The organism is Acinetobacter lwoffii (genome assembly GCF_024129685.1).
Classification (GTDB): domain Bacteria; phylum Pseudomonadota; class Gammaproteobacteria; order Pseudomonadales; family Moraxellaceae; genus Acinetobacter; species Acinetobacter lwoffii_X.
In genome coordinates, this window is sequence record NZ_JAMXXL010000008.1 from 57029 (window position 1) to 75384 (window position 18356).

15 protein-coding genes are annotated in these 18356 nt (G+C 44.4%); 11 read left to right on the plus strand and 4 right to left on the minus strand.

The features are described 5' to 3' along the window. Positions 1 to 58: 58 nt before the first annotated feature. The 3 genes from NI464_RS05720 to NI464_RS05730 all read right to left on the minus strand — a co-directional run bounded on the left by NI464_RS05720 (position 59) and on the right by NI464_RS05730 (position 3957). Complete coding sequence (locus tag NI464_RS05720) at positions 59 to 1258, minus strand: MFS transporter (RefSeq protein WP_004646967.1); 1200 nt, start codon at positions 1256 to 1258, stop codon at positions 59 to 61. A 17-nt stretch (positions 1259 to 1275) separates the two neighbouring features. After that, positions 1276 to 2541 carry a DcaP family trimeric outer membrane transporter gene (locus tag NI464_RS05725; RefSeq protein ID WP_253137942.1) on the minus strand — a complete coding sequence of 422 codons (1266 nt, stop codon included), beginning with the start codon at positions 2539 to 2541 and terminating at the stop codon, positions 1276 to 1278. Positions 2542 to 2658: 117 nt separating this feature from the next. Further along, entirely contained in the window at positions 2659 to 3957 is a 1299-nt protein-coding gene (locus NI464_RS05730) for an MFS transporter (protein ID WP_253137943.1), read from the minus strand. Positions 3958 to 4414: 457 nt separating this feature from the next. Here NI464_RS05730 and NI464_RS05735 point away from each other — a divergent pair, with 457 nt between their 5' ends. The 3 genes from NI464_RS05735 to NI464_RS05745 are packed head-to-tail and all read left to right on the plus strand — an operon-like array spanning position 4415 to position 7948. Further along, on the plus strand, positions 4415 to 5188 hold the full coding sequence (locus NI464_RS05735; protein ID WP_121979790.1) for an enoyl-CoA hydratase: 774 nt from the start codon (positions 4415 to 4417) through the stop codon (positions 5186 to 5188). A gap of 2 nt (positions 5189 to 5190) precedes the next feature. Then, the gene (locus tag NI464_RS05740; protein ID WP_121979789.1) at positions 5191 to 6711 is read left to right on the plus strand and encodes a 3-hydroxyacyl-CoA dehydrogenase; all 1521 of its coding nucleotides are present in this window, start codon (positions 5191 to 5193) and stop codon (positions 6709 to 6711) included. Positions 6712 to 6736: 25 nt separating this feature from the next. After that, positions 6737 to 7948 (plus strand): 3-oxoadipyl-CoA thiolase, encoded by a 1212-nt coding sequence (locus NI464_RS05745; RefSeq protein WP_005266395.1) that lies wholly within the window; start codon positions 6737 to 6739, stop codon positions 7946 to 7948. Between the two features lie 119 nt (positions 7949 to 8067). Here the strand turns inward: NI464_RS05745 and NI464_RS05750 are convergent, their stop codons facing one another. Beyond that, positions 8068 to 8505 carry a PaaI family thioesterase gene (locus tag NI464_RS05750; RefSeq protein WP_005266396.1) on the minus strand — a complete coding sequence of 146 codons (438 nt, stop codon included), beginning with the start codon at positions 8503 to 8505 and terminating at the stop codon, positions 8068 to 8070. Between the two features lie 110 nt (positions 8506 to 8615). On the opposite strand from NI464_RS05750, the gene NI464_RS05755 reads away from it, so the two are divergent. The 8 genes from NI464_RS05755 to NI464_RS05790 all read left to right on the plus strand — a co-directional run bounded on the left by NI464_RS05755 (position 8616) and on the right by NI464_RS05790 (position 18355). Continuing rightward, positions 8616 to 9371: a class II aldolase/adducin family protein gene (locus NI464_RS05755; protein WP_005266397.1), complete on the plus strand. Its 756-nt coding sequence runs from the start codon at positions 8616 to 8618 to the stop codon at positions 9369 to 9371. Further along, positions 9368 to 10291, plus strand: a complete 924-nt coding sequence (locus NI464_RS05760; RefSeq protein WP_005266398.1) for a 2-hydroxyacid dehydrogenase — start codon at positions 9368 to 9370, stop codon at positions 10289 to 10291. Before NI464_RS05755 ends, NI464_RS05760 begins: the two co-directional genes overlap by 4 nt. 34 nt (positions 10292 to 10325) lie before the next feature. Further along, on the plus strand, positions 10326 to 11114 hold the full coding sequence (locus NI464_RS05765) for an enoyl-CoA hydratase-related protein (protein WP_017397916.1): 789 nt from the start codon (positions 10326 to 10328) through the stop codon (positions 11112 to 11114). Between the two features lie 11 nt (positions 11115 to 11125). Beyond that, on the plus strand, positions 11126 to 12106 hold the full coding sequence (locus tag NI464_RS05770; protein ID WP_004280300.1) for an NAD(P)H-dependent flavin oxidoreductase: 981 nt from the start codon (positions 11126 to 11128) through the stop codon (positions 12104 to 12106). 210 nt (positions 12107 to 12316) lie between these two features. Further along, positions 12317 to 14119, plus strand: coding sequence for an acyl-CoA dehydrogenase C-terminal domain-containing protein (locus NI464_RS05775; protein WP_004280299.1), 1803 nt, complete (start codon positions 12317 to 12319; stop codon positions 14117 to 14119). 128 nt (positions 14120 to 14247) lie between these two features. Beyond that, on the plus strand, positions 14248 to 15087 hold the full coding sequence (locus NI464_RS05780; RefSeq protein ID WP_004280298.1) for an alpha/beta fold hydrolase: 840 nt from the start codon (positions 14248 to 14250) through the stop codon (positions 15085 to 15087). Positions 15088 to 15099: 12 nt separating this feature from the next. Next, positions 15100 to 16596 (plus strand): flavin-containing monooxygenase, encoded by a 1497-nt coding sequence (locus NI464_RS05785; protein WP_253137944.1) that lies wholly within the window; start codon positions 15100 to 15102, stop codon positions 16594 to 16596. Between the two features lie 76 nt (positions 16597 to 16672). Further along, entirely contained in the window at positions 16673 to 18355 is a 1683-nt protein-coding gene (locus NI464_RS05790) for an AMP-binding protein (RefSeq protein ID WP_086044834.1), read from the plus strand. The last annotated feature ends 1 nt before the right edge of the window (position 18356 follow it).

Below are 18356 nucleotides of genomic sequence, written 5' to 3' on the forward strand. Positions count from 1 at the left end.
CGGTACAGAAAGCGGGATAAAAAAATAAGCTTTTAACCCCAAAGGTTTTTAACAGTATCTAAGGCTCAGGCTGAATATTGGCTAAATTTCTTTCTTGGTTTAAATCATAATAGTTAATCAAAAAGATCAACACGGCAAAAATAAAACCTAAAATGACACAGGCAGACCAGCCATAGCTTTTCCATAAATGCAGCGATAAAAATGCCCCCAGACCGGCACCTGAAAAATAACAGGTCATATAGATGGCATTAATCCGCGAGCGAGCCTGCATTGAAATTCGATAGACCAGATTCTGGTTCAAGACATGCAAACAGGAAATTCCGAAATAAGCCAGAATTAGGCCCAGGATATAAATCCATAAATAATTCTGGGCAAAGAATAAGGGAATCCAGGCCAGAATCAGTCCGCAGGTGGCCAGATGCGCAATCCATTTTTCCCGATGTCTGCCAATCATTTTACCGGTCCACTGAGAGGACCAGATGCCGACCACACCCACAATACCCATGAGACCAATCTGGAAATCATTAAAATGATACGGTGCTTCAGCCAGAATAAAAGTCATGGTAGTAAAGATAATACTCAGCATGCCAAAACCCAAACCTCCGATCATACTACGCCGGATCAGCATGGGTTCTGTTCGGGCAAAGGTAAATAGTGAGCGATAAATTTGCAATATATTCATCTGCAACTGGCTCTTGGCACTCGGCAACTGGAACCACATGGCCAGACTTAGCAGAAGAATTGCACAACCACTAAATAGGTATACCGCATGCCACGACCATAAAGTAGAAATCAGTCCGGCCACAGTACGGGCAAACAGAATACCCACCAGAACACCACTCATGAGCAGGCCAACGACTTCTGCACTTTTATCACGTTGCGACAGGCTGGCGGCAAAAGGAATCAGAATCTGGGTGGTGATCGAACAAAAAGAGGCGAGCAGGGTAAAACCATACAACATATGCAGATTGGTACTGGCTGAAAGCCCAATAAGCGCCAGTCCGGTACAGAACATCAAGCTGCAGATGTACAACCGTTTTTCGAACAAATCCCCGAGAGGGACAAACAAAAATAACCCGGTGGCATAGCCAATTTGGGTCAGCACTACAGTCCAGCCAGATTGGGCTACACTGATCTGCAGATCCTCTGCAATAGAATAAATCAAAGGCTGGTTAAAATAATTACAACCTGCGCAGAGTGCGCAGGTCATTGCCATCATGAACATGAAACGGCGTGAAATTTGCCCTTGGGCTGACATCCTTGTCTCCTGAGGCTTTAAAAACTATAGTTAGCAGAGAGGTTGATACGTGAAATATCTGCTTCCTTGTTGTCAAAGGTTTCACGCTTGCCATGATGATATTCTGCACCGAGGTTAATCTTTGGAACAGGAGAGTAGATCACGTTGGCCACATAGTCGGTTAAGCGCTTATTGGTTTCAGGATTGGCTTTGGCATAATCGCTAGAATCATCAAAATCAACCACGCTGGCATTAATACTACTCCGTAGTTTTGGCGTAAATTTATGTGTGAAGCCAATATTTATACTATTGAACTCATTCAGTAAAAGTTCATTATTGATTGGATCGACTGAATAATCGCCACCCCAGGCAGCACCATCGGTTGTTGAACCTTGAGTCAAGAAAGCTGCAATACGCTGATCACCGACCATATGGAAATAGTTACCTTGAATCGAGTTTCGGTCATCGAGATGATAACGTCCACCAAGACCTACACCCCAGCCAACTTTCTCGATATCACCTGTATCTGTTTGCGCTTGCTTTTGATTGACAAAGCCTTGAGCTAATAAATGAAGAGGGCCTGATTGATGAACATATTTGGTGGTTAATGCAGGAAAAGCAGAAGAACGATCGCCACCGGCCATATATTCCAGACCGATATTCCAGGTATTTTCTGGATCAAGTTTGAAAGCATAGCTTACCTGAGGCGTACGTAGGACTGATCCACCCAGGAACAAGCTGTAGTCGACAGCTTCAGTGCTAATTTCTGGTGTAGACATGAGTGACCAGGCCTGACCGAAAGTCCAGTTATAATATTTTAAATGTGCATGACGAATACGTAATCCGCCATCGCCTTTACCATTATTGGTCCAGAAATCAGCTTCTAAACGAGCGGAAACGTTTGGATTGCCCCCTAGGTCTTTCGCCAGGAAACCAATTCGGCTGGCTGCTGCGGTAAAATCTGAACGGGTTGAATCAGGTTCAGTAAAAGGCACTTTATTGATATGGTTAATGGTACGACCACGTTCTTTAGGAGTGCTCTTAAAATCGACTGCGCCATCCAGACGGATTAAGCCATAGACATCGACATTGTCTACCAATGAGCCTAAAGTCTTGGCATCCTGGGCTTTGACTTGCTCCTGTTGGTTCTTTAACGCAAGTTGTGCTGCTTTTTGTTGTTCGAGTTCAGCTTGAATTTGCTTCAATTGCGATTCTAGAAACTGCATCCGGTCTTCAGAAGCTTCTGCTGAAAATGCCTGTGTTGAAGCAATACCACATAATGTCGCTAAAACTAATTTTTTCATTTCTTAATCCCTGAAGAAACTTTTAATCCTGAATGAAAGGAGACCTTTCTATACTGACGTGTTGTAAATATTCGAAGTGAGGAAGGCAGAAATTTGACCTGCCTTCCGAAGTAAGGTTTATTCTGCTTTTTGCGGATCGTATAAACGGTCTTTAATAAATAGGGCTGGAATTAAACCGCAGAGGAAGTAGGCTGCGCCCATCACCATCAAGCCAGTTCCAATTGAGCCATGCATGGCCAGATAGCCGATGGTAATCGGGGCAAAAATGGCACCGATACGACCAATATTGAATGCTCCGCCCACCGCTGTACCACGAACACCAGTCGGGAAACTTTCGGTTAGATAGGTTGCATTGATGGCATATGGAATACCGTACAGAAAGCCGAAGATTAGCATCAGTACGCCAATGTTATCGGCATTATGCATATACACCACGACAGGGATAAATAGCGCTGTTCCCATGGTGCCGAAAGCAAACACAATACGGCGACCAATTTTATCAGCAACATAACCTGCAATGATTTTGGCAAAAATCATGGTGATGAATGTGCCCACCATATACAGTGCCATTTCTTTAAACTTGATGCCTAATTCAGCTTCAAGATAACTTGGCAACCAGTTACTTACACCGAAGTAACCAAATAACAGGAAACCGGAGCTGAATGACCATAAGATAAACATTCTGCCATGGGTTTTGTCTTTAAGAATGGTGATATATGGATTGCCTTTTTTCGCATCGTTATCCACGATCTGACCAGTTCTTTTCATTTCACGGACACGTTTCCATGATTCTGGCTCTGGCACCATAAAGTGCATCAGGATACCCAAAGCTAATGGAGCAATTGTGATCCAGTACAGCATACGCCAGCCGAACTCAGGAATAATCCAGCCTGAAATCATGGTAATCACCAATGAACCTAAAGTGAAACCAGTCATCAATGTTGCCAGTACAGTAGTACGGTATTTGGTCGGTACGTATTCTGACATCAGGGTATTACAGGCAATATATAAACAGCCTAAACCCAAGCAAGAAAGAGTACGTAAAATTGCAAATTCAGTATAAGACTGAGCAAAACCTGAGTAGGCTGACAAGATCGAGAAGGCGATGGTGGCCAGTACAATGACGCGGACACGTCCAAATTTGTCGCATGCCCATCCACCAATAAAACCTCCTATCCCCATACCCAAAAGAGAATAACTTCCTAAAGCACCCGCCTGTACAGAAGTTAGTCCCCATTCAGCTTTCAGACTGGTCAGGCTGAAAGCCAGAATCCCGATATCTGCACCGTCACAGAGCAAAATCAGAAAAGCAAAGACAAAAGCCGTCATCCATAGACGTTTTGGCGCCTGTTTGATGGTATCCGTGGAGGAGACATCGGTTTTATTGTCTCCTGTTACGATGGTATCGCTTGTCATTCTTATATCCTCTATATATTAAAAGTAGCATTTCCTCTGCTACCGCTAAATCCATTTTTCTTCCTCACGGAAACATAGTTTTCCTGATTTAACAGACTTGCTCCTGAACGCTACAGCCGCTGTATTTATTATCAGGCTACATTCGATTTTTCACTTTATTACGCTAAATCAAAATCATCTCATTGCTGGAAAATTTGATTTCGTAAATTAATTTTAAGTTCTGCCTTATGGTGATTATTCATTTAAATGGATAATCAGATTGCATTTAAAATATTTAATTCCGTATTGCGAAATCAATTAATCACAAAATAACCATCTAAACAAGAGTTTTTACTCTATTTTTAGTAAAAAATAACTTTTTTGAATTCTGGAGTTAAAAATCCTTGATTTATAGCTTGAGAAACCTTAGTTTTATATAAAATAAAATTTCGCTATACAAAATAAATGGAGTTTTTTAATGGAACAGGTCGTTCAAATAGAACAAATTTCAACTCATGTAGCGATGGTTAAAATTCATCGACCAGAAGCGAAAAATGCCCTGAATACAGAAGTGCGTCAGAAACTTGCGGCGGCTTTTTTGCAACTGAATGATGATGAAAATGTCCGTGCCATTATTCTTACGGGTGGTGAAACAGATTTCGCAGCAGGAGCCGATCTTAAAGAACTGGCCAATGCTGAAACCATTCAAATGATGCAACGTCGGACTGAACGTTACTGGCAGGCGATTGCACAGTGTTCAAAACCGGTGATTGCAGCAGTCAATGGTTATGCACTTGGCGGTGGCTGTGAACTGGCCATGCATGCGGACATTATTATTGCCGGGAAAAGTGCCCAGTTTGGTCAGCCTGAAGTGAAAGTGGGTGTTATGCCGGGTGCAGGTGGTACCCAGCGTTTATTCCGTGCAGTGGGCAAATTTCATGCCATGCGAATGATCATGACGGGTTGTCTGGTGCCTGCACCGGAAGCCTATCAAATTGGTCTGGTGTCCCAGGTGACTGAAGACAGTGAAACCCTTGCTACAGCTATCAAGATGGCGGAAGGCCTAGCGAAAATGCCGCCAATTGCTCTAGAGCAAATCAAAGAAGTGGCTTTATTGGCTGAAGATGTGCCGCTTAATGCCGGACTTACCCTGGAACGTAAGTCTTTCCAGATGCTATTCTCATCCGAAGATCAAAAAGAAGGCATGCAGGCCTTTATTGAAAAACGTAAACCGAATTATCAGGGACGATAAGCATGAGTATTCAGATTCAGAAAATCGGTATTATTGGTGTAGGCACGATGGGTGCAGGTATTGCCCAGATCGCGATTCAGTCTGGTCATGATGTGGTACTGTTTGATGCCAAAGAAGGGGCAGCCGAACAGGCACAGGATAAACTGGCCAAAACATTAAATACCTTGGCAGATAAAGGTAAATTCAGCCATGAAAAAGCCGCTGAAGATATTGCTCATCTGTCGACTGCCCAGCAGCTAGAAGACCTGAAAGATTGTGACTTGATTGTTGAAGCGATTATTGAAAATCTGGAAATCAAGCAAAAACTGATGCAGCAACTGGAAGGAATGATAAAACCAGAGGCGATTCTGGCATCTAATACCTCTTCATTGTCGATCAGTGCAATCGCTGCCAACTGTGAGCAGCCAGAACGTGTTGCCGGTTATCACTTCTTTAATCCGGTCCCACTCATGAAAGTGGTCGAAGTGATTGAAGGCTTTAATACCCGTGCTGACATTATTGAAGCATTAACCCAGCTCTCGATTAAAATGGGTCATCGTCCGGTCAAAGCTAAAGATACTCCAGGGTTTATCATTAACCATGCCGGCCGTGCCTTTGGTAGCGAAGCCTATGCAATTCTGAATGAAAATGTCACACCATTTTATGATATTGACAGGATCTACCGTGACGGAATCGGTTTCAAGATGGGGCCGTTTGAATTAGGTGATCTGACCGGTATGGATGTCTCGCATCCGGTGAGTGAATCGATTTATCATCAATATTATGAAGAAGCGCGTTACCGCCCAAGCGTGATTACCCGCCAGCGTTTTATTGCTAAACAGCTAGGCCGTAAAACTGGTAAAGGTTTTTACGCTTATACCTCAGGGAGCAAAGTAGGTGATGTAGCTCCAACACTGGTTGAAAAGCTGGATCAATATCCATCGGTTTGGCTAGGCACAGAATATAGCGAAGACCTTCAGGCGCTTGAGCAATATCTGCAGCAGTTCAACATCCAGATCGAGCAAACTGACGCACCTTCAGCAGATGCTTTAATTCTGATTGCGACTTATGGTGAAGATGCAACTTCAGCCGCAGTCCGCTATCAGGTGTCTCCGCAGCAAGTAGTCTGTATTGATCTGCTTTACGGCTTAAATAAACACCGTACTTTAATGCCAACGTTTGTGACCAAAGCTGAACTGGTAAATGCAGCACAATCTATTTTCAATCTGGATGGCGTGACTGCAAGCACAATTCAGGAAAGCGTCGGCTTTGTAGCGCAACGTGCTTTGGCAATGATCGTGAATCTCGGCTGTGATATTGCCCAGCAAGGTGTTGCAACCGTAGAAGACATCAACGTTGCCGTGAAATTAGGCCTTGGTTATCCATACGGCCCAATTGAATGGGGCGATGTACTGGGTGCGGAAAAAATTCTGAAGATTTTAGACCGCATGACTGCGATTACACGTGACCAGCGTTACCGTCCAAGTCCTTGGTTGCGCCGCCGCGTTCAGCTCGGTTTACCTCTTGTTCATACTACACATTAATTAAAAAGTTAAAGGAATAACACTCATGTTAAATGCATATATTTATGATGGTTTACGTTCACCAATCGGTCGCCATGCCGGAAGTCTGGCAAGTGTACGTCCAGATGATCTGGCAGCAACAGTCATTAAAAATCTGCTAGAAAAAACCGGTATTCCAGCAGCGGACGTAGAAGATGTGATCTTTGGTAGTACGAATCAGGCTGGTGAAGACAGCCGTAATGTGGCTCGTTTTGCTGCACTGCTTGCAGGTATGCCAGTGACCGTTCCAGGTCAAACTGTAAACCGTCTTTGTGCTTCAGGTCTGGGTGCTGTAATTGATTCAGCACGTGCTATTACTGCAGGTGAAGGCGAGCTGTATATTGCAGGTGGTGTAGAAAGTATGACGCGTGCACCGTTTGTAATGGGTAAAGCTGAAAGTGCATATTCACGTGATGCCAAAATCTATGACACTACGATTGGTACACGTTTCCCAAACCGTAAATTCACCGACCAGTTTGGCGCGCACAGCATGCCAGAAACAGGTGATAACGTTGCTGAAGAGTTTGGTATTACGCGTGAACAGGCAGATACTTTTGCTGCTGCATCACAAGCGAAATATCAAGCTGCAAAAGAAGCAGGTTTCTTTGACGGTGAAATTACGCCGATTGAAGTTTCACAAGGACGTAAATTACCGCCTAAATTAGTGACTGAAGATGAACATCCACGTCCATCTTCAACATTTGAAGCATTATCCAAGTTAAAACCGCTTTTCGAAGGTGGTGTGGTGACTGCGGGTAATGCATCAGGTATCAATGACGGCGCTGCAGCATTGATTATCGGCAGTGAAAAAGTTCAGGAACAGTATGGCTTAAAACCTTTAGCTCGTATCCTGTCTTCTGCAGCCGCTGGCATTGAGCCACGCATCATGGGGGCGGGTCCAATCGAAGCGATCAAGAAAGCTGTAAAACGTGCAGGTTTGACGCTAGATGATATGGACATTATCGAGATCAATGAAGCATTTGCCAGCCAGGTGTTATCTTGCCTGAAAGGTCTGGATGTGGCTTTTGATGATCCGCGTGTCAACCCAAATGGTGGTGGCATTGCAATTGGCCATCCATTGGGCTGTTCAGGTGCGCGTTTGGCTTTAACTGTTGCGCGTCAATTACAGCGTACTGGTAAAAAATATGCCGTGATCAGCTTATGTATCGGTCTGGGTCAAGGTCTGGCGATGGTGATTGAAAATCCTGAAGCTGCATAACAGCTTAAGTAATCGCCTTAATGCCATGTATCTATGATATGCATGGCATTTTTTATTGGGATTTTTTCAAAATAAAAAAATCCCTGCACATACAGGGATTGATTACATCAGTGTAATGATTACTTACGACCAGTGACTAATAATGTTGCCGACCCAAAGGCATAAACTTTACCTTCTTTATCGATAATTCGGCCTTCTGAGGTCAGTACATTACGCCCGATCCGGATGACTTCACCAATAGCTGTATAAGTTTCGCCGCTTTTCATCGCTTTCAGCATTTTCACATTCAGGTCAATGGTCGAGAAACTGACACCTGCATCTACTGTCGTATGCACGGCAGCGCCAGTCGCACTATCTAGAACCGTTGCACAAAAGCCGCCATGAATACCACCCTGTAAATTGTAATGGCGCTGATCAGGACGCACCTCATATTCCACATAGTTTTCGCGCACCAAGGTCAGACGCATGGGAATAATTTCACTCATGGCTGAACTGGGAATTTCCCCATTTTTAATTGCGGTGAGATATTCAAGTCCGTTTAATTGTGATATTGGCATATCAACTCCTTGTAATGACTTATTTCGCCTTATGAAATAATATTCTGTTTTTCTAAAATTATGATATAACAGATAGTGATCGAAATGCTATATTTTTCCAGGATGGAACGATGACAATAAAAAATCTCGTCACAGATGCTGAATGGCAGGCACGTTGTGAACTCGCAGCGCTTTATCGCATTATTGCGCATTACCGGATGACTGATTTAATTGATACCCATATCAGTTTAAGAGTCCCTGATCAGCCTGACTGTTTTCTGATTAATCAGTATGGTGTCGCTTTTGAAAAAATGTGTGCCTCAACGCTGGTCAAGATTAATCATGAAGGGCAGGTCGTAGAAAGCTATGAACAGGATAAGCCGGTGAATATGGCAGGCTTTGTCATCCATGCCGCGATTCATGAAGCACATGCTCATCTGAACTGTGTTATTCATACGCATACCGCAGATGGCATAGCAGTTTCTGCACAGAAACACGGACTTCTGCCCATTTCCCAGCACGCCATGAAGTTTTATCAGCAGGTGGCCTATCACGAATATGAAGGCGTGGCACTTTCAACAGATGAACAAGAACGCCTGATTCAGGACCTGGGCGGCCATCGCGCCATGATTTTACGCAATCACGGACTTTTAACGGCGGGCGAAACCATTGCACGGGCCTTTCATGAAATCTATTTTCTAGAGCGTGCCTGTCAGGCACAGGTGAAGGCCTTAAGCGGCGGTGCCGAACTGCATTATCCAAGTGAAGATGTACGAATTAAAACCGCCAAGCAGTTCGCTAGTCCTTTAGTTGAACCGATTTTACAGCGTGCCTGGCAGGCCGCTTTGTCTTTGATTGAGCATCAATATACGGAGTATGCATCATGATTGTGATATCCAGTACTGTGCCGAATATTGAAGCAATTCTGGTGAAGTCTTTTCAGAAATATGCCCCTGAGGGCAGTTTTTGTACATTGGACAGCCCGGAAGCAGAACTGGCGACCACAGCAGCCTCGTGGTTTCCAGATCTAGAAAAACTCCGACAACTTCCAGAACTTGGTCTGATTCATTCGATTGCTGCAGGAGTCGAACATTTAAATTTAAACGAGATTAGATCTGACCAGTCAGTCTGCCGGGTACTGGATCCACATCATCAAAAAGGCATGTTTGATTATCTGCTTTGGGGTGTGCTGTATTTTCAGCGTTATTTTGACCGCATGATCCAGCAGCAAAAGCAGCAGTTATGGAAACAGTATCGTCAAAGTTATAGTCATCATATCCAGATCGGGATTATGGGCCTTGGCCATATGGGCGGTTATGTGGCAAAACGTTTTGCCGACATGGGCTATCAGGTGTCTGGATGGTCCAATTCCCCAAAAGAGATTGCTCAGGTCAAAAGCTATGTAGGCCAAGAACAGCTTTCCGAGTTCCTGGCCCACAGCCAGATATTGATTAATCTGCTGCCACTCACTGAAGAAAACACCGGTATTCTTTCTGCTGAATTATTTCAACAGTTACCTGAACACGCTGCTCTTATTCAGGTGGGTCGTGGGCAGCATTTAATCGAGCAGGATCTACTCAATGCACTGGATTCAGGTCATCTCCGTGGCGCAATTGTCGACGTATTTGAACAGGAGCCATTAGCTGCTGAACATCCATTCTGGCAGCATGAAAAGATCGTTGTTACACCACATGTTGCTTCACATGCACCTATGTCTGTGGTGGTGGAACAGATTCTAGAAAATGACCGACGTTTAAATCTCGGGCTGGATTTATGCCATCAGGTAGATGTCAATAAAGGCTATTAATTGTAGGGATACCGGAAAAATAAGGAAATTGATGATGTGGGAAACGATTCAAACTCAGGTTCAGCAAGGCGTCGCAACCTTAAGCTTTAACCGCGCGGATTCACTCAACAGTTTTAACCAGCAAATGCATGAGGAAGTGCAACAGGTGCTGAAAAACTGGAATACAGATCCGAATATTCGGGTAATTGTGATTCGCGGTAATGGCCGGGCATTTTCAGCGGGACAGGATTTAAAAGAACGTGCTGGACAGCTCGGCAATGTGCCTTTGCCACCGCAAGGCTCGCTGGCCAAATACTATAATCCCTTGATTAACCTGATCCGCCAGAGTCCCAAACCGGTGATTGCAGCAGTGAATGGTGTGGCTGCCGGTGCAGGTGCCAATATCGCACTGGCCTGTGATCTGGTCATTGCCAAGGAAAGTGCCCGATTTATTCAGGCTTTTTCTAAAATTGGCTTGATTCCTGATGCCGGTGGCACCTGGATGTTGCCACGTTTAATCGGTTATGCACGTGCCATGGCACTCACTTTTCTAGGCGAACCGGTGCATGCCAAAGAGGCCGCCGAAATGGGCATGATCTGGAAAATGCTTCCAGATACAGAATTTGATGCTTATATCGACGACATTGCACAGCGATTATCTCAACAGCCGACTTATGCGCTGGCTTTAACCAAACAGGCCTTGCAACGCAGTGCTGAAAATAACATAGACCAGCAACTGGAGCTGGAACAAAACCTGCAATATCTGGCTCTGAGCAGTCAGGACTATAAAGAAGGTGTCCAGGCTTTTGTCGAAAAACGCCCTGCACAATTTACCGGATGCTAAGGAGAGCATTTATGAAAATTAAGACCCGTATTACCGAGCTTTTAGGCATTCGCTATCCAATTATTCAGGGCGGCATGATGTGGGTCGGTACCGCAGAAATGGCCAGTGCCGTATCTAATGCAGGTGGCTTGGGAACATTAACGGCATTGACTCAACCGACGCCTGAAGCCTTGGTCAAGGAAATTGCACGCTGCCGAGAAATGACCGATCAGCCTTTTGCGGTCAATCTGACTTTATTGCCCGCTGTGAATCCGCCGCCATATGCAGAATACCGACAGGCGATCATTGAAAGCGGTATCAAAATCGTAGAAACAGCAGGCAACAAGCCACATGAACATATTGAGGCGTTTAAGCAACACGGCATTATTGTCATTCATAAATGTACTTCCGTCCGTCATGCGCTTTCAGCACAAAGAATCGGTGCGGATATCATTTCGATTGATGGTTTTGAATGTGCGGGCCATCCGGGTGAAGACGATATTCCTGGCCTGATTTTAATTCCTGCCGCTGCGGATCAGCTTACTGTGCCGATTGTGGCCAGTGGCGGTTTTGCTGATGGCCGTGGTCTGGTCGCAGCTTTGGCTTTAGGTGCTGAAGGCATCAATATGGGTACACGCTTTTGTGCCACTAAGGAAGCGCCGATCCATTCAAACATCAAACAGTTCTATGTCGATAATGATGAAAGGGCGACACATCTGCTGTATCGACAGTTCAGGAATACTGCCCGTGTTGCCAAAAATGCGGTATCTGATCTTGTGGTGAAAATGAGTGAAGATCCAAACCTGCAATTTGAACAGATTCGTCCCTATGTCAGCGGTTTAAAAGGCAAGCTCGCTTTAGAAAATGGCGATATTGATGCTGGTGTACTGACTGCAGGTCAAGTGATGGGATTGATTCATGACATTCCGACTTGTCAGGCGCTGATCGAAAATATCATGCAGGAGGCAGAGCAGATTGTTCAGCAACGTTTAGCTCAATTTTTTCCACGTTAATCAACTTTAGTGAAGTCGCTGAATAGAAAAGCCATTCCACCATGAATGGCTTTTTTCATCCTGTATATTTTTTATTTTTAAATGGGAAATTTCATCGAATGACTAGATTTTATTCTTTAAATTATATTATAGTGGATTTAAAACATAATTTCGTATTATGAAATTAATTGTCATAAATATACAAATTAGAACTCATACAAGGGAATTACGATGAGAAATTATATTGCGCCATTAAAAGACATGAAGTTTGTCCTGAAAGACCTGTTAAACGTTGAACAGAAATATCAGGGCTATGCAAAATTCGCAGACAAGGTTTCTATGGATATTATGGAGCAATATCTGGAAGTCGCTGCGGACTTTTGCCAAAACGAACTTCTACCGATTAATGCGACAGGCGACCAGCAGGGTTGCCGTTTGCAGGATGGCGTCGTAACTACCCCGGATGGGTTTAAAGCAGCTTATGACAAATATGTAGAACTCGGTTTTACCTCATTAACTGGTGACGAAGCATATGGCGGTCAGGGCTTCCCGACCTTATACCGTATTGCCATTTCTGAAATTATTACCGCAACGAACTGGTCTTGGGGCATGTACCCAGGCCTGTCCCATGGTGCCATGCGTACTTTAGAGCACCACGGTAGCGATGAACAGAAACAGAAGTTTCTGGTACCTTTAATTGCAGGCCGCTGGACTGGAACCATGTGCTTGACTGAATCTCATGCCGGTTCTGACCTAGGTTTAATCCGTACCAAAGCAGTGCCAAATGAAGACGGCAGCTATAGCATCAGTGGCGAGAAAATCTTTATCTCAGCCGGTGAACATGATCTGGCTGAAAATATCGTGCATATCGTATTGGCACGTTTGCCAGATGCACCTGCGGGAACCAAAGGTATTTCGCTGTTTATTGTGCCGAAATACAATCTGGATGAAGCTGGTAATGTGGCTTCCCGTAATGGCGTGGTATGTAGCGCTCTTGAACACAAGATGGGCATTCACGGTAACGCAACCTGTGTGCTGAATTTTGATAATGCCAAAGGTTTCCTGATTGGGCCTGAAAATCGCGGCCTAAACTGCATGTTTACCTTTATGAACTCGGCACGTATCGGTACAGCCATTCAAGGCTTGGCAGCAGCAGAGTCTTCTTACCAGGGGGCATTGGCTTATGCCCAAGACCGTCTGGCGATGCGTTCACTTGAAGGTGCGAAAGCGCCAGGCCAACCTGCAGATCCGATTATCGTGCATCCGGCAGTACGTAACATGCTGCTGACTCAAAAGGTGTTTGCAGAAGGTTCACGTGCACTTGCATATTATCTGGCGACCTATGCCGATATCGCTGAAGCCACTGACAGCCCGGAAGAAAAGAAAGCAGCTGAAGACCGTCTGGCATTATTAACCCCTATTGCCAAAGCATTAATGACCGAAACCGGCATAGAAGCGGCTAAACATGGTATGCAGATTTTCGGTGGTCACGGTTATATTGCTGAACATGGCATGGAACAGATTGCCCGTGATGCACGTATTGCCAGCCTCTATGAAGGAACTACTGAAATTCAGTCCATTGACTTGCTGGCGCGTAAAGTGCTGGGCTCAAAATTGGGTTTGCTGACCGCATTAACCGATGAAATTCAGGGCTTTGTAAAAGAGCATCAGCAACATGTCCAGTTCAGCCAGCAAGTTGCACAAGTCAGCCAGTTGACTGAACAATGGCTGAAATTAACCAGAACCATTCAGGAGCAGGCTCAACAGTCTGCCAATGAAATTGGGGCAGCATCAGTTGACTACCTATATTTCTCTGGTTATGTCGTGTCCGCTTATTTGTGGCTGAAAATGGCAATTACTGCGCAGCAGAAAATTGAAGAAGGCAATACTGATCCGTTCTATGCAGCCAAGATCAAAACTGCACAATTCTTCTTTGCACGTATTTTGCCAAGAACTTCAACCCACTTTGCCAATATTCAGGCAGGTGGTGAAAGCCTGTTTTTACTTGAACCTGAAGAGTTCAAATTCGATTAAACCTTTTGACCCACGATACTCGTGTCGTGGGTCTTTTTTAATAATTTTTGCATCCTCACCCAATTCAAATATTGAGATTTATTCTCGGATATTGAATAAACCATAAAATAACAAGATCAGGAGTCTATATGGATTTAGACATGATTACTCAACAGTGTCCTTATGCTGATCTGCAGCTTACTTTTCATGAAGTCGGACAGCGTTCTGCATTTCCCACCATTATTCTGATTCATGGCACCGGTGGAAATACCGACAAGCATTTCAGTTATATTTTTCCGATGCTGGGTATTCATCAACGGGTTTTATCCATTGATTTACATACCCCAGATAAAGCCGATCTGGCGGTGACCGATTTTAGCCAACAAGTTGAAGCACTGATTCAGCATGTGGTTGCAGAAGATGAAACCATTACAGTGGTCGGCTATTCACTCGGTGCAGTGATTGCTGCACAAGTAGCAGCCAGTTTAAAACAGCGCGTAGCGCGTTTGATCCTGTTAGCCGGTTGGGCCAAAACTAGCTCGGTGCAACAACTGCGTACCGTTATCTGGCAACAGTTATTTACTGAACAATCTGCGGCCTTGCCTCATTTTGTCAATTATTGCCTGTATAGCGATGATTATCTGTCTGCACGAAGCGAACAGCAGGTGCTGGATCTGGCACGCTTTGTCAAACCTTCCCAAGATGCAGCCAAACAGCGTGAACTGAATTATCGCATTGATATTACATCGATCTTGCCTGAGATTCGTGCAGAGACGTTGATTGTGGCTTGCCGTGAAGACCGCATGGTGCCTGTAGCGCAAGCTAAACTGCTGTTTGCTTCAATTTCGAACAGTCGCTATATCGAAATTTCTTCAGGACATGCGCTCTATGTCGAAGCGCCAGCCGAAGTGGTGCAACTGGTAAACCAGTTTAGCCAGCATCCAGAACAATATCCGGTGAATCAAAAAATCCAGCCTTATATGCCTTAAAGGAGATAAATAATGCAAGCTAAAGGACAGCGCAGCAAGATTCTAATTGTAGGCAGCGGTTTTGGTGGTTTGGGAATGGCAATCCGCCTTAAACAGCAGGGCATCCACGATTTTAAAATCATTGAACGTGCAGCAGAAGTGGGCGGTACTTGGCGTGACAATACCTATCCCGGAGTCGCCTGTGATGTACCTTCCCATTTATATTCTTTCTCGTTTATTAAAAATCCCAACTGGTCGCGTGTCTTTCCACAAGGGGTAGAAATTCAGCGCTATTTAATTCAATGCTGTGATCAGGAAAATATCCGGCCCCATATTAATTTTCATACCCAACTGGAAAAGGCCAGCTGGAATGCACGAGAACGCATCTGGGAAATTCACACCTCTATAGGTCTGTATCAGGCTGAGATTTTAATTACCGCAACCGGGCATCTGGCAGATGAGCATCTCCCGAAAATTCCGGGGCTGGAAGAATTTGAAGGCCAAGTGATGCATTCCGCGCGCTGGAACCACGAGCTGAATCTGGAAAATCAACATGTCGTTGTGGTGGGTTCTGGTGCTTCTGCCATCCAGCTTGTGCCGGAAATTTCCAAAACAGCCAAAAGCCTGACCGTCTTGCAACGTAGTGCGCCATATATTTTGCCCCGACCAGACCGAGCTTATTCTGAGTCAGAAAAACAGCTTTTCCGCAAAGATCCGGACAGTATGTCGGCCCTCAGACATTCCTTGTTCTGGGGCAATGAATACAATTTTGCCCAGCGCCGTAATCTGAAAAGCCAGATTGAGCGGGTCAAGAAAAACTGCCTGCAATTCTTAAAACATCAGATTTCAGATCCTGAATTACAGCGCAAACTTACGCCGGATTATGAACCTGGTTGTAAGCGCTTATTGCTTTCTAATGATTATTATCCGACTTTTCTAAAACCAAATGTCACACTTAAAGACTCAGCATTGGCAGAAGTTATGAAAGACGGTGTATTAAGTCAGGATGGAAATAGATTTTTTGCAGATATCATCGTATTTGCGACAGGATTTGAAGCGGCACGTCCACCCTATGCCGCAAAGGTGGTGGGTAAACAGGGTTTAAGCCTGGAGCAGCAATGGTCCAGCGGTATGCAGGGTTATCAGTCAACGACCGTACACAACTTTCCAAACCTGTTCATCCTGAATGGGCCAAATACAGGCAGTGGACATAATTCAGCACTTTATTTTCTGGAAACCCAGTTTGATCTGATTCTAGATGCCTTGCAATTTTTTGAGCAGGAACAGATTCAGGTCTTTGACGCAGATCAAGAAGCTGAAAATAGCTATATGCAGGAGCTACAGCAGCTTTCGCAAGGTAGTGTCTGGTTATCGGAAAGCTGTAAAAGCTGGTATCTGGACCCGGTCAGTCGCAAGCTGACTTTGGTCTGGCCGGATTATGCTCATTCATTTAGGGATAAAAATCAGCATTTTATTCGTAGCGGTTATCACTACCAGTATGTTGAATCGAGACAGCAGAAAGTGGTGTAAAAATATTTAATTAAAATCAAAATCTTATGGTTTAAATAATACAAAATAATTGTAAATCCAGGACAGGAGTATAGTCATGAGCAGTCAGCCATGGATGGAAGAATATAAAAAGTGGAATATCAATCCGGAGTTTACCCGGCCAGATCCTGAGAAAACCCTGAGCACGACAATTGCTGAGAATCTGCTGAAATTTCAGGATAAAACTGCATTTATCTATCTGGATCGTAAATTCAGCTATCACGATATCGATGTCTATAGCCAGAAACTGGCAAGCTATTTACAGAGTCTTGGGCTGACTGCTGGCAGCCGTATTGCGGTGATGTTACCCAATATTATTCAGTATCCAATTGCGACCTTTGCCATTATTCGTGCGGGTTATGTGCTGGTCAATGTCAACCCCATGTACACCCAGCGCGAGCTCTATCATCAGCTACAGGATTCAGGTACAGAAGCCTTGATTATCTTGGGACAGACTTTGGAGCAATTAACAGCACTAGATGAATGTCCTCAACTCAAATATGTCATTTCAACGCATCCGCTGGATTTTATTCAAGAGCAGCCAAGTGCTATTTATAGTCAGGCAGCACAATATCAGGATAAACAATTTTCTGACTTTAGGCAGTCAATAAATCAGGTAGAGATTATTGATTTTGAACCGCCTGTACAGTATCAGGAAGATACGGTCATTCTGCAATACACGGGAGGTACCACAGGTATTTCTAAAGGTGCTGAACTGAGTCACCGTAATATTCTATTTAATATTGCCCAAAACAGTACCGTATTTATCAGCCATTTTGGTGACCGTTATGCCACTGAAAATGAATATGTTTTCTGTGCCTTGCCACTGTATCATATTTATGGATTTACCATCTGCCTGTTCAGTTATGGTCTGAGCCGAGGTTTCGCCAATGTGCTGATTCCAAATCCGAGAGATTTGGATGCTTTGGCGGATCAATACCAGAAACATCCACCCACTGTTTTCCCCGGGGTGAATACCATGTTTAATGCCTTGGCGCATCATTCACATTTTCGTGAACTGGATCATTCAAGCCTTAAAACCACAACCGGCGGGGGAGCATCGATTTTAAAAAATACGGCAGAGTTATGGCATGAGGTCACAGGCTGCCAGATTTATGAAGGCTATGGACTTTCTGAAACCTCACCGACTGCAACTTTTAACCCGCCTTTAAGCCGGCGATTTAGTGGCACGATTGGCTTGCCATTGGCAGGAACTGAAATTCTAATTCTGAATGATGAAGGAAAACCTGTAGAGCTTAATCAGGCTGGAGAAATCGCCATACGTGGTCCACAGGTAATGAAAGGATACTGGCAGCAACCCGAAGCAACAGCACAGGTATTTACCAAAGATGGATTCTTCCTGACAGGTGATATCGGTTGTATGGACGAACAAGGCTATATCACCATTCTGGACCGCAAAAAAGACATGATTCTGGTCTCCGGATTTAATGTTTATCCCAATGAGCTGGAAGGCGTGCTGTCCAAACATCCTAAAATACTGGAATGTGCAGTGATTGGTATTGATGATGAAAAGTCTGGACAGGTACCCAAGGCATTTATTGTGAAACAGGATGAAACTCTGACCCAAGATGAAGTCATGACTTATCTGAAGCAGCAACTGACCAGTTATAAACTGCCGAAATTCATTGAATTTGTGTCCGAACTACCAAAGTCTGCAGTAGGCAAAATTCTGCGTCGTGAACTGCCTCGTACTGTTCAGCCCAGCGCTAAGGCCTGTTAAG

Excerpts from the sequence above, each read along its gene's own strand:
- NI464_RS05770 (WP_004280300.1), top strand. The coding sequence starts at position 11,126 with ATGAAAATTAAGACCCGTATTACCGAGCTTTTAGGCATTCGCTATCCA.
- NI464_RS05740 (WP_121979789.1), top strand. The coding sequence starts at position 5,191 with ATGAGTATTCAGATTCAGAAAATCGGTATTATTGGTGTAGGCACGATG.
- NI464_RS05780 (WP_004280298.1), top strand. The coding sequence starts at position 14,248 with ATGGATTTAGACATGATTACTCAACAGTGTCCTTATGCTGATCTGCAG.
- NI464_RS05735 (WP_121979790.1), top strand. The coding sequence starts at position 4,415 with ATGGAACAGGTCGTTCAAATAGAACAAATTTCAACTCATGTAGCGATG.
- NI464_RS05725 (WP_253137942.1), bottom strand. The coding sequence starts at position 2,541 with ATGAAAAAATTAGTTTTAGCGACATTATGTGGTATTGCTTCAACACAG.
- NI464_RS05790 (WP_086044834.1), top strand. The coding sequence starts at position 16,673 with ATGAGCAGTCAGCCATGGATGGAAGAATATAAAAAGTGGAATATCAAT.
- NI464_RS05720 (WP_004646967.1), bottom strand. The coding sequence starts at position 1,258 with ATGTCAGCCCAAGGGCAAATTTCACGCCGTTTCATGTTCATGATGGCA.
- NI464_RS05755 (WP_005266397.1), top strand. The coding sequence starts at position 8,616 with ATGACAATAAAAAATCTCGTCACAGATGCTGAATGGCAGGCACGTTGT.
- NI464_RS05760 (WP_005266398.1), top strand. The coding sequence starts at position 9,368 with ATGATTGTGATATCCAGTACTGTGCCGAATATTGAAGCAATTCTGGTG.
- NI464_RS05750 (WP_005266396.1), bottom strand. The coding sequence starts at position 8,505 with ATGCCAATATCACAATTAAACGGACTTGAATATCTCACCGCAATTAAA.
- NI464_RS05745 (WP_005266395.1), top strand. The coding sequence starts at position 6,737 with ATGTTAAATGCATATATTTATGATGGTTTACGTTCACCAATCGGTCGC.
- NI464_RS05785 (WP_253137944.1), top strand. The coding sequence starts at position 15,100 with ATGCAAGCTAAAGGACAGCGCAGCAAGATTCTAATTGTAGGCAGCGGT.
- NI464_RS05775 (WP_004280299.1), top strand. The coding sequence starts at position 12,317 with ATGAGAAATTATATTGCGCCATTAAAAGACATGAAGTTTGTCCTGAAA.
- NI464_RS05765 (WP_017397916.1), top strand. The coding sequence starts at position 10,326 with ATGTGGGAAACGATTCAAACTCAGGTTCAGCAAGGCGTCGCAACCTTA.
- NI464_RS05730 (WP_253137943.1), bottom strand. The coding sequence starts at position 3,957 with ATGACAAGCGATACCATCGTAACAGGAGACAATAAAACCGATGTCTCC.